Here is a 15052-nt window from a genome sequence, read left to right on the forward strand (position 1 = left end):
GTTGGAGATGGTCAAGATATCACGTGCCGGATTTGGATACATCACAATTGCATTGTCTAACGATGTATCGTTCACACCTAGAACGGTCTCAACAGTCAACTCGAAGGTACACGTAGCTACGTTACCATATTCATCCTCTGCTGTAAGAGTCACGGTATAGACACCATCGGCCAACTGAGTGCCGGCTGCCGGGTCTTGTGTGGTGATCGTTACAGGATCGGTACAGTTGTCTGTTGCAGTGGCTTCACCTGTAGCGAAGTAATCCGGTACAGTATAGAACAAGTTGTCTGCTCCCGGATCTACGGTCTGGTCTGCAGGACAAGTGATCTCCGGTGCCAATTGGTCGAATACCTCTACTTGTGCAACACAAGAAGCGATATTACCGCTCGCATCAGAAACAAACACTGTTACATCGATGATACTTCCAATATCCGAACAGTCGAACATAGTGATATCAGCAGCAGCAGTAGAAATACCACAAGCTTCGTCCACTGTAGCCAAGAGATCCAATGGATCAATGGTAGCAGTTCCATCAGCACCCAATAGAATTGGGAAGGCTAAAGTTGGTGTACCATCGTAGCTATAAGTAAGGCCCCAAGAGTTTAAGGTTCCTGTATCGCCACCAGCATTATCGGTGATGGTAAGTATCCAGTCACCCACAGTGCTCTCTCCGTCGAATATAGAAAGCGGGTTGTTTGGTGTGAAATCACCAGAAGCAGCAGGAGGACCAGCTTGACACTCGTCTTCAATTGGCAATGTAGCTTCATCATCAAGAGTAATCTCAAGATCGTTCGAAGAACATCCAACACCACCCGTAGTAGTACCCATTCTGTCAACAAGTACGGCAGTTGTACCCGCAGGTGATTCTAATGTGATAATTAGATCTCCTACCCATGTGTGGGTTATATCCATAGCAACGTTCAAGTCGGTGATTACAAAATCATCTGCTACTGTAATAGTAGTAGAAGCACCCACCGGATCGTTATCCGGAATTGCCAATGCAGGTGTATCAGACACTGTATCTGTAATTACAGGAACCGTTGGTCCCACACACGTAATAACAGGTGCTGTAGCATCGATAACATTCACTGTAGCAATACAGCTAGTTGAATTCCCGCTGTTATCAGTAACAAATACCTCCACTTGGTTCTCTCCTAATTGTGAACAGTCAAAACTAACTGTTGTGTCAACAATTGGAGCGAATGTAATACAGTAGCTGTTCAATGTTCCTGAATCGCCACCGGCATCATCAGTAATGTTCAACGTCCAATCACCATCGATTGGCTCACCGGCAAATACGGTATTGAACAATCCGCCTTCAGCTTGATAATCTGCTGCAGGCACACCACTCGACCACATAGTAACGTCATTGGTTGATGCATCTGTAAACACTAAGGTTGCAGCTACATCCAATCCACTACTGCCACCGCGATCCATCATTACATTGATAATTGTTCCGGAAGGAGAGGTCAATGTCATGTCGATATCGGACGCCCAAGTATGTTGAATATTCATTTCAATGTTTCCGAAAGTATAATCAGTTCCAATAACTCCTGTGTCTGTCACTGTAGCGATAGAAGGGTTCATTGGTCCTGAAGTTGTTCCGGGAGCTCCGGCAGGAATACCTTCGGGTGCATTACCACATTCGGTTACGTTCATCGCAGAGGCAGGACCTCCAACGGTTACTATATAGCTACATGCTTCAGTGACACTTGTCAATAACATGGATGCATCGATAGTTGCGTTTCCACTAGCATCAAGTACTACGTCGAACGGTGGTGAAGTAGCCAGTTCGTAATCTAACTGGAAGTTATCCACACCGGCACCCCAGTTCCATCCTGAATTTTCATCATCGTATGTAAAACGAACCTGGAAATCGGCATTTGCGAAAGCAGAAACATCGATCACGCCCGACGGACTCGGTGGAATATCCATTCCATCAGCCAAGAACACTTGCTGCCATGCAGCACCGTCCCAAACTTCGGCTCTTAGTAATCCGGAACCTGCAAAGTCACCTAATGCATAATCGAAAGACAGGTCTGCAGTTACAGAAGCTGAAAGATCGTATATCGGAGACAGTAAATGGGCCACGTGGTTATCACCTGTGCCACCCGCTGCGTCATCATCAAAGATAGCTGCATTGGTTGGAAAATCTGTTGTTCCCGGCATTGCTCCTGAACCAAACGTCCAGTCTTGTAAACCATTTACAATTACAGTAGACCATCCTGCAGGAATAGTAGCCGCTTCAAAATCTTCTGTTACAGAAACGATTCCCGGCTCTCCCTGACATACAATGACAGGAGCTGTATTATCTTCTACAGTTACGATTGCAGTACACATGGTTGAATTTCCTTGTGCATCTGTAACAGTAAGAGTTACTGTATTATCACCTACATTAGAACAGGTGAACATATTTGGTGACACGGTTGAACTAACGATTCCGCAGTTGTCTGAAGATCCGTTATCGATATCTGCTGCCGTAATTGAAGCAGTACCGGTTACAGGATCCAATTCTACGGTAATATCCTGACAAACAGCCACAGGGTCTTCATTGTCTGTTACTGTAACCGTAAACTGACAAAAAGAAACATTCCCGTCGCTATCGGTTGCAGAGAATTCCACAATAGTCACACCAGTAGGGAATGCACTACCACTGGCAGGTCCCATGGTTTGCGTCACTGCTACTGGCCCATCTTCTGGGTCAATGGCAACGGCAGGTGTAAAGTTCACCACCGCTGAACACTGTCCGGGGTCTGTATCGGCCGTTGTGCTAGGCGGACAAGCGATTACCGGAGGATCTCCCAAAGTAATACGCACATTGTCGAATGCAAATCCGTCATCATTAACGGAGCTATCAGATCCAAAGAGAACACGTAAAATAACAGAAGGCTGCCCTAACATCCCGTTCAAGGGGTGTACGGCTGTTCTCCATCCATTACTACCTCCGGTAGGTCCAGTTCCGTTGCGTCCTGTCCATCCATCTTCGTTACCCGGTAATCCATTGATGGTTCCGTCGGTGTACCAATTGTTAGGATCGCCAAAAGCACCTACATCGGCCCAAGTACCACCACCATTAGTAGAAGTTTGAAGTACTGCTCCATCCCAACTAAATTCAGATTCCCACCATACATCCAAAGTAATGTTGGGCTGTCCTGAAGCTGTTGAAAAATCGAATACAGGACTTACGATGGCTGCTTGATGGTTAGCTGGATATAATCCTGTTAAGTTGGTTACCCATGCTTGTGTACCATCGGAAGCACCAATAATGACCGGCTTGGCTGGTGTTCCCAAAGCCCAAGAGTCATTAGCTCCTCCGTCAGTTGCCCATCCGGCTGGACCCGCTTCAAAACTTTCCGTATAAGGGAAGGTCGAGATTTGGGCTTGCAGAGTGCCTGTTAATAATAAGATTGCACTAAGCACAATCCCTAGAGTAAATTTTTTCATAAATTCATAATTTAGATTAATTTGATTATTGTTAAAACGATGTTAAGATACTACATTTTTTTTTCACCCAAAAAAAAAAATAAGATATTGAATATTAATCGTCAAGCGGTTGAATTTAGCCGACCATACAACAAATTTATTCGTAGCAACTTCACGAAATACATAGTATCTGGATCCCTTTAGATGAAGCAGCGAATTCTACGATTTTTCAAGCTGAAAAAATTGAAGTAAATCATTATTGTTGACTGCAATAATGTGAGGCTTCCCCTTGATATTGATAAACTGAAGCTCTTTTACATCATTAGGAGCAAAGAAACCTGTGTTCATGCAGGGTTCTGCTTTAAAACTCCCCTTTCCATCACCTAAAAGAATCAATCCGTTACCGGCATCGTTTCTAGGCGTCTCCACTTCCGAAGCATATAAATTTCCCGCTACAATTGCATCCAAAAAACCGTCATTATTGAAATCACTGGTACGAATGCCGTTTAAAGAAGAAAGTTGCGCCATTCTAGGGAGAGGTCTTATTAACCACTGGCTATCTCCTGTATTTTCAAGGTATATACTTGCAAAAGATTTTGATGTGAGATGCAGTGCGTTTTTCAGTTTTTGTTCTCCAAAAATGTCGTTAAGACTTGCTTTCCCGAACTCGTCGTAGGTTCCAAATTTCTCTTTGATAAAAGGCATTTGCTGCGACGAGCATTCTCTACCTCGCAGCGGGACATCCTTTCCGTTTTCAGTATAACTTAAAACAATATCCCCTGTTCCATTGGCATCAAAATCATCATAATAAATATCGAATGACGTTTCGCTGTTGGCTTGATATTTATAATTCTGCCCTAAATTACCTACTATATAATCTTCATCACCATCGTTATCGAAATCCCCGGAAGCAATACTATACCACCAACCATTGGTGTCTTGAAGGCCTAGCTTTTCCGTTACATTATTAAATTTCTGCCCGTTATTTTTAAACACCGTAATGGGCATCCATTCTCCGGTTACAATCAAGTCTTTTTTACCGTCATTATCAAAATCGGTCCAAAGTGCTCTTGTCACTAACCCGGCATGAACTAAGTCTGGAGCTATTTTTTCTGTTACATCAGTAAATACTCCGTTATTATTTTCTAATAAATAGCTTTTTGGTGCCTTGGGATACATTCCTGGCACAACTCTTCCTCCCACAAACAAATCTAGATCCCCATCGTTATCATAATCGGCTACCGTCACGCAGCCCCCGCTGGTTTTCATTGTAGGAAGTGCCTGTTTGGACTTCTGAAAGTTTCCTTTCCCATCATTTATATATAATCTATCTTGTAGTTTAGCAGAATCGGGATCAAATTCGTTTCCTCCGCTAACCACATATAAATCTTGATCGCCGTCTGTATCTGCATCAAAAAAGACAGCTGCAATATCTTCATATGCTGCATCTGTATTCCAAATTGATTCTTGGTGTTTCTTAAAGGATCCATTCGTTTCTTGAATAAAAAGCACTCCTGCGTACCCATTGGCACCTCCTACAAAAAGATCGTCCAGACCATCTCCGTTCACATCATTTACTGCACTTGCCGGACCCAGTGTTGACATTTTATGCGGCAACAATGTTTCTTTCTTAAAATCGTCGTATTCGTTCTCCACATGCCTAAAGGCCAAATCTATATTTGAAGTAACCTCTTCTATTACCACAGTCTTTTTGCCTTTCTTTAAGTTAGGTATGACAGCAGTTTCACCAATTTTATAAGCTACATCAACTTCTTTATTGGCATCAATATTTGTAAGAAGTTGTACTGTTTCATCCGGCCACTGTATCCAAATGGAGTCTATTACTTTGGATGATCCCACTCCAAAATGGATCTTATCTTCCATTGACGACTGGTAGCCTTTACTGAGATAATGTTCCTTCATTTGATAAGTATCATTTGCCTTTATGGTAATACGAGTACCTAAACCCGAGGGGTTCCCCTTGGGGCCCTTTAATTTTATTTTTAAAAAGTGATGTTCTTTTAATTTTTCACTATTGTTTTCATATAAAAATGCAGTGTGATCTATGTTCGATATAACTAAGTCTAGGTCGCCGTCGTTGTCCAGATCTGCGTACGCTGCTCCATTTGAAAACGAAGGCTCTGAAAATCCCCAATCATCGGTTTTATTTTTAAAGGAGAGATCACCTTCATTTTTAAACATATAGTTTTTGACCTTTGTCTGAGGCATTTCATCTAAGATTTTTTTAATGAATTCCAATTGTTTTTCGGGCTGTTCCTCAATGGCTTTTAACAATTGGGTCTTTTTCTTCACAAAATCATTATTACGCGCTTCCTTTCGCAGCCCATTGGTTACAAAAAGATCTTTTTTACCGTCGTTATCAAAATCGGCCCAGAGCGGAGCCCAACTCCAATCGGTATTCGAAACTCCCGACATTTTGGCTACATCGCTAAAGGTGCCATTTCCATTGTTCATTTGTAGCGTATTGGTCATATATTGATAATGAAATCCATTATTAACCGCTCTATAGAATTTTTCGGGATTCATGCCGGACATATTGGTCTTTATCCTGTAATTATCTTCAGCTACCATATCCACTACCATGATATCCAAAAATCCATCATCATTGAAATCTGCAATATCAGAACCCATCGAAAAATTTGAAATATGTCGTGTTGCATTTTTCAGGTTTTCTGAAAAAGTCCCATCTTGATTATTGAAGTACAGATAATCACGTTCTAAATAATCGTTACATACGTACAGATCCGGCCAGCCATCGTTGTTAAGGTCTCCAACTGAAGCACTAAGCCCATAACCAATGCTATTACTTATTATTCCTGCGGTCTCACTTACATCTTCAAAACGTCCATTATTGTTCTTATACAGGCGGTCGCCAGATGCATTGTTCCTTTCTGTGGCCAGAGCATCAAAATCTATATCTAAAGCAGGAGATATGGGATGATTTAGCATGAACATATCTAAGTCTCCATCTTTGTCATAATCAAAAAATGTTGCTTGCGTAGAATAGCCGGGATCGTCCAGTCCGTATGTGGCGGCACTTTCAGTGAACGTGAGATCTCCATTATTTACAAATAAAAGATTTCTACGTTGCTCTGGACCCAGATTTCCAGATCGACTTACATAAATATCCAAGAACCCGTCGTTATTAATATCGACCATGGTGCAGCCTGTAGACCAACCTACTTTTCCACCCACTCCCGCCGATTTCCCAATTTCCTCAAATTTTAAATCGCCCTTATTAAGGTAAAGAAAGTTCGGGCCGTAATTTGCGGTAAAGAAAATGTCGGGAAGACCATCGTTATTGATATCCCCAATCGCTACACCGGCCCCATTATGCAAGTATTGATAGGTTAAAATATTCATTTCGGGCGTTTCAGGAACGGTATTTACAAAAGTCACCCCTGACTGCTCAGGAGGTACCATTGAAAAAAGAGGACCTTCAAATGGAATATTTTGCTCTAGGTTCGAAGAGCAATTACAAAAAAATACGATTCCGAAAAGAAGTAATAATTTCTTATTAAAGCATTTCATTATTCCTTGTTTGAAAATCAATTTTACGGGAGAAGTTATGCGGCTCATAGGAGTTAGTTATCTTGTAATTTTCTAATGTTATTATGTATTTTAAAGGGATTGTCGTCCAAGGTTAATAAATTCACTTCGGGATCAAAAACATGCTGTGGAGACCTGCCATTAAAGGTCACAAAAACATTGGATTTTACTTCAACATGATCCATACCCTTGTATACTTTACAATATTCTTCCAAAAAATTGGCGAACTGTAAAACTGCGCTAGGGTCGTAAGCAATTGTATTTATCTGGTCATTATTTAATCCATAGCCACGCATATCCACCGGATAAATTATTTTGTTTTGCATATCAAAGACTCTGAATTCTAAATTTTTAATGCTTCTATGCTGTATTTTCATACGCCATGAAAAACGTTGTCCCGCACCGGTCCATTCTACATTTCCTTGATACAAAAAATGACGGAACGGCATTATTAGTTGTACAATAAAGTAAAGTATTAAAAAAGCAAAAATGGGTCGCTTCAGTGTTTGCTTTGGAGTTGCTTCTGAAACGTTTGTTCGAATTCTCAGGTCTTTTCTTCGTATATAGCGCCCTAACTTTTCACTGTCCAAAAATAAGACGAGAGCCGCCATCATAAAATACGGGAATATATTAATATCATCAAAGAGCCAAGCATTCAATATATTGAATAATAAAGCGGCGATGATTGCAATCAATCTGGTCTTAGGTATGAATAGAAGAAATGGAATAAGCAGGTCAAAAAGGAGTCCTCCATAGGTGAAGAAATAGATCCCTGCTTCGCCATTAAAAAATTCGGCAAGTTGGCTTTTCCCAGCTTTATTCAATAATATAATACGTACCGGCTGCTGACTAATTAACCAATCATAGTTCAATTTTGCGATTCCCCCAAAAAAATAAACAATAGCTATCTGCAACCTTAGGATCAAAAGATGCCAATATTGGGGCTCAATCTTATTCGGTACTTTCCTTTTTTTGAAGGACAAAACGTTATCTGCCGGGACGAAGATGAGCAAAAAAGATAACAGACAGATCATGTACAAATGATTGTTGTAGTATGCCTTGTCAAGCAGGAATAAATAGGTAAACCCCACACAAAAGAAAATCATTGCCTTTTTAAAATGGACTCCTAATACAATAAACATACAGGAGATCATTAAAAAAATTATTAGCAGATCCAATAAAGGCTCAGGAAGTGGTTTTATAAAAGAAGTGTAAGCATATGATAATTGCACCTGCGGATTGATGAGAAAGACTTTTACAAAATCAATCCTAATAAAATAAAAGAGTTCCCAAAGCATGACCAGACCAAAACAAATTCTAAAAAGCGCCAAAGACATTCCATCAATGCTTCGTGTTAAGCGTTTTAATATGTTGGTCCCTAACATTTATTATAAAGTTTAATTTTTATCGAACGGTTTGGAATTTTAAAACATTAGGAGTTTGCAAGCCTTTATTTTGGTGAAATAACCTTTCTATACCTCTTAAAATTTTCATAAATATACCTTTTTAGTTAATATCTGATTTTAAAAATTTCTTTGATGTTTCTTTTTCTTCATATAATGCAATGTGATCATATTTGATATATTTGTTATTATATACTTCTCATTATGAAATATTTCATACTCCTTTTTCTCGGTGTGTTGATTTGCACAGGTTGTGATCGTTCTTCTTCCGAAGCAAAAAAAGACGGAACGCTCACCGATGGCGCCACCACCCTCTTTACCAAAGTCACAGAAGACCAATCGGGTATCACCTTCAAGAATGTGATCACACAAACCGTGGACTTCAACTTTATGAATTATATGTATATCTACACCGGTGCTGGGGTAGCCGTGGGAGATATTGACAATGACGGGCTGGAAGATATATATTTTGTTTCCAATTTCGGACCCAATAAACTGTACAAGAATAAGGGTAATTTTGAATTTGAGGATATCACGGTTGCAGCCAAAACACAGGATTATTCGGGCTTTTCCACCGGTGTGACCATGTTGGATATCAATAATGACGGCTATCTGGACATCTATGTTTGTAAGGCCGGATCTTTAAAGGACGATGCCACCAGGCGTAATCTTCTTTTTATCAACCAACAAAATGGCACATTCGCTCAAGCAGCCGCGGCTTGGGGTCTCGATGACCCGGGGTACAGCACACAGGCGTACCCTATAGACTATGACAGGGACGGAGACCTGGACCTTTACGTTGTGAACCACCGTTACGATTTTCAAAATAACGGCACCATTAGCGGAGATATTCAACGACAAATTGAAGAGACTACCAGCGACCAGTTATACCGAAATGACGGCAACCGATTCACTAAGGTAACTCGTGAAGCCGGTCTTTACAACAAGGCCTGGGGATTGAGTGCGGTAATATCCGATTTTAATGAAGATGGCTGGGAGGATATCTACGTGGCCAACGATTTCTTGGAGCCCGACGTACTTTATATCAATAAAAAGGATGGTACGTTCAAAGATGAGATCCTGAAGAGGCTTGACCATATTTCCACGAATAGTATGGGGTCAGACTATGCAGATCTTAACAACGACCTCTACCCGGACCTCATCACGGTCGATATGCTTTCTGAAAATTACGCACGCAGCAAAGAAAACATGGCCTCCATGGATACCCAAAGTTTCCTTACAATGGTAGATATTGGATACCATCATACCTACATGGCAAATACACTGCACTATAATACCGGACAAGGAAAATTTAAAGAAACCTCCCAAATGAGCGGTGTTACCAAAACCGATTGGAGCTGGGCTCCTTTGATCGCCGATTTCGACAATGACGGCCTTAAGGATCTATTCGTCACCAATGGAGTAGATAAGGATTATACCAATCAGGACGTGAGAAAACAACTCTATGCCATTATGGAAAGTGGCAAAGCCATGCCACTGGAAGAAGTTCTGGATATGATCCCTTCAGAAAAACTGAACAACTACATCTATCAAAATAACGGTGATCTCACCTTCACCAAAAAGATCGAAGCATGGGGTCTAAACGATCCGGGATATTCTAATGGTGCGGCCTATGCAGATCTGGACAACGACGGTGACCTTGATCTTATTACGAATAACCTTTACGATGCTGCCGGTATTTACAAAAACAATGCTAACAACAATTACCTCCAAGTCACACTTGCAGGTCCTGCTAACAATCCGTTGGGGATCGGCGCCAAGGTTATTGTAAAACATGGTGATAAGGCACAAATCCAGGAACAATACCTTACGCGGGGTTTTGAGTCTTCTGTCTCCAAGGTGCTTCAGTTTGGGCTTGGCGATCATCCCGAAATAACAGAAATTCTCGTAGCATGGCCCGACGGCAAGGTTTCAAAAACCACTAACGTTAAGGCCAACCAGCGACTTGCGATTTCTTACAACACTGCTAAGAACGAGTCGGTGACATTCCGTAGCAAGGAACGTCTTAAAAAGGAAGTCGACCCGGGTGCTCTGGGAATTTCTTATGCGCATAAGGAGAACGATTTTAATGACTATTCCCTGCAGCTATTACTACCTCAAAAACAATCTTCAAAAGGTACGGGCATCATCACGGGTGATCTCAACAATGATGGTTTGGACGATTTTTTCGTCGGAAACGCAGCCGGAGCCCCGGCAGCAATGTACTTTCAGAAGGAAGACGGTACCTTTTCTGAAGCAAATGCCTCCCTGTGGAGATCCGAAGCAAAATACGAAGATGCCAATGCGCTCTTTTTTGATGCAGATACAGACGGCGATCTCGACCTGTATGTGGTAAGTGCCGGATATGAACTTTCAGAAAATGATCCCTTACTTCAGGATCGCTTGTATACAAATGACGGCAAAGGAAACTTTAAAAAGACCAGTGCACTCCCTAAAATGCTAGGTTCCGGTAAGAGCATCGCCGCCGGTGATTTCGACAAAGACGGGGATCTGGACCTGTTTGTAGGTGGCAATGTGGTTTCAAAAAAGTATCCACTGGCCCCGGGATCATACCTGCTTGAGAACCAGAAAGGCATCTTTAAGGATATCACCCCTGCCAATCAAGATCTGGAGGCCATTGGAATGGTGTCAGACGCGCTTTTTACCGATTACGACAGCGATGGTGATCTCGACCTCATGGTCATTGGCGAATGGATGGGCCCTACATTTTTCGATAACACAAACGGCCGTTTTAAAAGATCTGAAAAGACCAGTGGACTCGATACTTCCGAAGGTTGGTGGTTTAGTATTTCCGAAACCGATTTCGACGGGGACGGCGATATGGATTATATGTTAGGGAATATTGGAAAGAACAATAAATTTCAGCCTAAGAAAGACAAGCCTATTTATATCTACGGAAAGGATTTTGACAACAATGGAAGCTTCGATGTGGCTTTAAGTAAGATCAATGACGGAAGGCTGGTTCCCGTTCGGGGGAAACAATGCAGTAGCGAACAGAACCCATTTCTATTAGAAAAGATCCAGAGCTTTAAAGAGTTTGCTAGTTTGGAAATGAAGGACATCTACGGCGAGGACAAATTAAAAGATGCCTATAAGCTTGTGGCTCATGCCTTTGAAAGTATGTATGCTGAAAATCTTGGTAACGGCGCCTTTAAACTGCACAAATTACCTAATGAAGCACAACTGGGACCCACTATGGCCTTTCTTCCCAAGGATTATAATAACGACGGAAAAATGGATGTAATGGGCATTGGTGCCATTTACGATGCCGAAGTGGAGACCATTCGCTACGACAGCAATTACGGCTATGTATTATTGGGTGACGGAAAGGGCGGTTTCTCCTATTCCGAAGCATACGATCCTTATATTCACTGGGATGCAAAGGATATAGCTGAAATCTCAATTCAAGGGGTGCAGCATTATATGGTTGTTAGCAACAATGCACCTTTAAAGATCTTTACTTTTTGAAAGTAGTAAGTCTGAAGGTACTGTGGTAGAATAATGTAGGATTATATTTTATAATCTTGTATTACATCCCCTCCCAGCCTCCTATTTGTAGGAAGAATTAGAGAGGTGTTTATCTGTAATTAAATAGGTTTCCTTTTTTTCAATTATCGCAAGCTCTTATAGAACAGTGCCGGTCAACATGATTTCATAAAAAAAATCCTCCCTTTTTTAAGGGAGGATTTTTAGTATATCGCAACTAGGTCTATTCGACGATAAGTTGTTTTGTTGCGGTTCCGGCTTCAGCAGTAATTTCTACTAAATAGGATCCGGAAGGAAGACTGCTTACATCAAACGTATTGGATCGTGATACCAGCACTTTCTGTCCTAGCACATTAAATACTGAAATGTTCTCTACTTCGGTATTTACACGAACCACACCTGTAGCAGGGTTAGGGAACATACTAACATTGGCCAATGCGACATCATCAATGCCAAGGTTTGGCTCTACGATCAAGTTGAAAACACAAACTGCTTGATTTCCTGCATCATCTGTTACAATAATAGAGACCGATGTTGTTCCGGCTGTAACCATAGTTCCCGGGGATGGTGATTGAACCACTGTAGGATCTGCAGTACAATTTTCTGTGACCGTGGCGATCCCGTCCCCTACATAATCCGGTACCGTATAAGTCCCAGATGTATCTGCGGTAACCGTTTGGTCTGCAGGGCACATAATGACCGGTGCCTCCACATCTTCTACCGTCACATCAAACGAACACATGCTGGTATTTCCCGCAGCATCTGTTACTTCATAGGTTTCGGTCGTTGTTCCTACCGGAAAGGCAGCACCGCTTCCCAGACCGGAAACCAGTTGTACATTCAATCCTCCGGTTTCATATATAATGTTTCCGTTGAAGATACGTGGTGCAAACGTAGTTCCTGTCCAAGGGAAGGCTTTTGCCGCACCTTCTAAGAATTCAATATTCGCATCACTCGCAAATACAGCACCCGTCGTGGTACCATTGGTATAATTAAACCCTTGTCCCGTGGTTCCATTAGTTGGCGTTACATAGAATGCGTGGGTCTCACCGGATGGAATGGTGTAGTTTAGAGTTAAATTTAATGGTGTTGCCACACCGTCTCCATTAGAAACTACGCCAGTTGCAGTGCCTATCAAGGTCCAGTCTCCCGGGGAATCCTCAGAACCTGCCCAAGTACCTACTTTTGCATAAACATCTACATCTAATACGGCTCCCGTATCCATGTTCACATCAAAAGAATTGATCACCACGGTGCTTAGTGCATTGATATCGAACATATTTCCGAAGGAACCATTCCCTCCTGTAAACAAAGTGCTTAAAGTACCGGGGGTTGGTGGTTGCGGACAGTTATCGGTTGCGGTAGGAATAGCATAGTTCACTACTGCTTCACAAAGTCCGGGATCGTTATCTACAGTTACATCCAACGGACATGATATCGCGGGTCCTTCGACGTCGTTCACAGTTATCGTAAAGGTACAGATACTGGAGTTACCCGATGCGTCTGTGGCGGTAAACTCAATCACGGTATCCCCTACCGGAAATTCAGAACCACTGGCAGGACCGGCCGTTTGGGTTACTGCAGGATTAGGATCGGTATCGTCTGTGGCCGTAGCATCTGCAAAGGTCACTATGGCACCACAAATTCCTGCGTCGTTATCCATCATGATATCTGCTGGGCACGTAATCACCGGTGGTGTCGTATCGGTAGTAGGGGTTCCTGTAATCACAAAATTATCGACAGCAAAATCCTCATCACCGGAATCTACAGAAACAGTTAAGCGCAAGTCCAGCGTTGTCCCGGCTCCTGCGATTGTTTTCATGAAATTAGCAGCGGCATCTCCCAATGCAGCACCATCACCTTCTCCATCAAAATTGGTATCTTCTCTAAAGATTCCATTGACGGAAGTACTAAAATCTGCTCCTTCAAAAGCAATAAGGTTTTGATATCCACCGCCATCGATTTGATATTCAACGAGTATAAAATCGTTTGGATCGATATCGCCGGGTGAATCAAAGAACTCTGCGAACTCCCCGTTAAAGGTTAATCCTCCCAGACCTGTGATATCCAGTCCGGTCCAGTCCACTACAATAGGTAATGTAGCGCCCTCCCCATCCAGGTCCATTCCTGTTAAAAAGGCTCCGGTAAAGCCGGTATAGGCCTTTAGTTGTGAAGGGGTAGTTCCTGCACCCCAGTCATCGGCCACGGCAAGACCAAAGTAATCTCCTGTTCCGTCTGAGAAAAATCCGGAACTGGTCGTGAAGCCTGTGGCGTCGTCAAAAGTTTCATTCAAGACTTGTCCAAAGGACAAGCTAAGCGTAAGCATAAAAAGTAAAGTAAAAATCTTCTTCATAGAATCTATTTTTAGGTTATTATCAATTCAGTAAAAATACAAAACTCAAGACCCTTTGGAAAATGAGAGTCTGTAGAATTGTACGATTTTACTTTAATTTAACATTCTAAAAATAGGACCGGTATTGCTCTATCCTAAAATCCAAGGTCGTTTTGTGGGGGTACCTTTTTTTCATCTCCTTGTAAGCCAACAAACTACCAACAGCTCTGTTCGCAGCTCCCGAAGGTGCCGTCAGGGATACTGTAGTGATTGGTCTGGAAGTTTCGGGATGTCTAAAATGATGAATTCTGGGGATTTCCGAAGTACTTATCTTAAAAGGAATGGAATACTGTTTTAACAACCTTCGGAAAAGGTACTCCGGTCCGTTCTTGCTATTTCCGCCGGTAAAGAGCAAGGTATCTATATTAGGGAATTGTCCTAGGATCGAAATGAGATCACGAAGTTCGACATCCTGCATCCCAAGGTCTGAAGCATCGATCTTTTCGCGTTTGGCTGAAGCAACGATATCGCAGATCCCGATGCCCCTATCGATCAAGAATTGTTTTCGTTGTACTACCGCTTCAGTCGTGGTCTCAAAACTTAGGTCCAGATCAAAGATAGCATTTAGAATAGGCCAGAGTTGTCCGTCTCGGCTTCCGTAGCAAAAATCTACATCCCCTTCTTTCAATTCCCCGGTTGTAAAGCGAGGTGGCGGTAAAGTACCTACTATAAGTTTTGTGGCTCCTTCGGGAATAAACGGTGCATAGGGATGAACATGATGGAAAAGTGAGTCTTTTTGCAACCTTTTTGACATTAT

Annotated in this window: 6 protein-coding genes; 1 reads left to right on the top strand and 5 read right to left on the bottom strand. The window is 42.1% G+C overall.

Going from position 1 to position 15052, the window contains the following annotated elements; translation table 11 throughout:
• The 3 genes from JS40_RS06210 to JS40_RS06220 form a co-directional block, all read right to left on the bottom strand.
• Nucleotides 1-3444 (bottom strand): proprotein convertase P-domain-containing protein (locus tag JS40_RS06210; RefSeq protein WP_201770360.1); only part of this gene is annotated, 3444 nt, incomplete at its 3' end.
• Between the two features lie 198 nt (nt 3445-3642).
• Complete coding sequence (locus JS40_RS06215) at nt 3643-6867, bottom strand: VCBS repeat-containing protein (RefSeq protein WP_051957512.1); 3225 nt, start codon at nt 6865-6867, stop codon at nt 3643-3645.
• A 161-nt stretch (nt 6868-7028) separates the two neighbouring features.
• Nucleotides 7029-8378: an HTTM domain-containing protein gene (locus JS40_RS06220; RefSeq protein ID WP_084677451.1), complete on the bottom strand. Its 1350-nt coding sequence runs from the start codon at nt 8376-8378 to the stop codon at nt 7029-7031.
• A 222-nt stretch (nt 8379-8600) separates the two neighbouring features.
• Here JS40_RS06220 and JS40_RS06225 point away from each other — a divergent pair, with 222 nt between their 5' ends.
• Complete coding sequence (locus tag JS40_RS06225; protein WP_034259186.1) at nt 8601-11885, top strand: VCBS repeat-containing protein; 3285 nt, start codon at nt 8601-8603, stop codon at nt 11883-11885.
• A gap of 241 nt (nt 11886-12126) precedes the next feature.
• Here JS40_RS06225 and JS40_RS06230 read toward each other — a convergent pair whose 3' ends face one another.
• Together JS40_RS06230 and JS40_RS06235 are read right to left on the bottom strand one after the other, a co-directional pair.
• Nucleotides 12127-14256: a T9SS type A sorting domain-containing protein gene (locus tag JS40_RS06230; protein WP_034259188.1), complete on the bottom strand. Its 2130-nt coding sequence runs from the start codon at nt 14254-14256 to the stop codon at nt 12127-12129.
• 106 nt (nt 14257-14362) lie between these two features.
• Nucleotides 14363-15049: a uracil-DNA glycosylase family protein gene (locus tag JS40_RS06235; RefSeq protein WP_034259190.1), complete on the bottom strand. Its 687-nt coding sequence runs from the start codon at nt 15047-15049 to the stop codon at nt 14363-14365.
• Nucleotides 15050-15052: the final 3 nt, after the last annotated feature.

The organism is Altibacter lentus, from assembly GCF_000746845.1.
Classification (GTDB): domain Bacteria; phylum Bacteroidota; class Bacteroidia; order Flavobacteriales; family Flavobacteriaceae; genus Altibacter; species Altibacter lentus.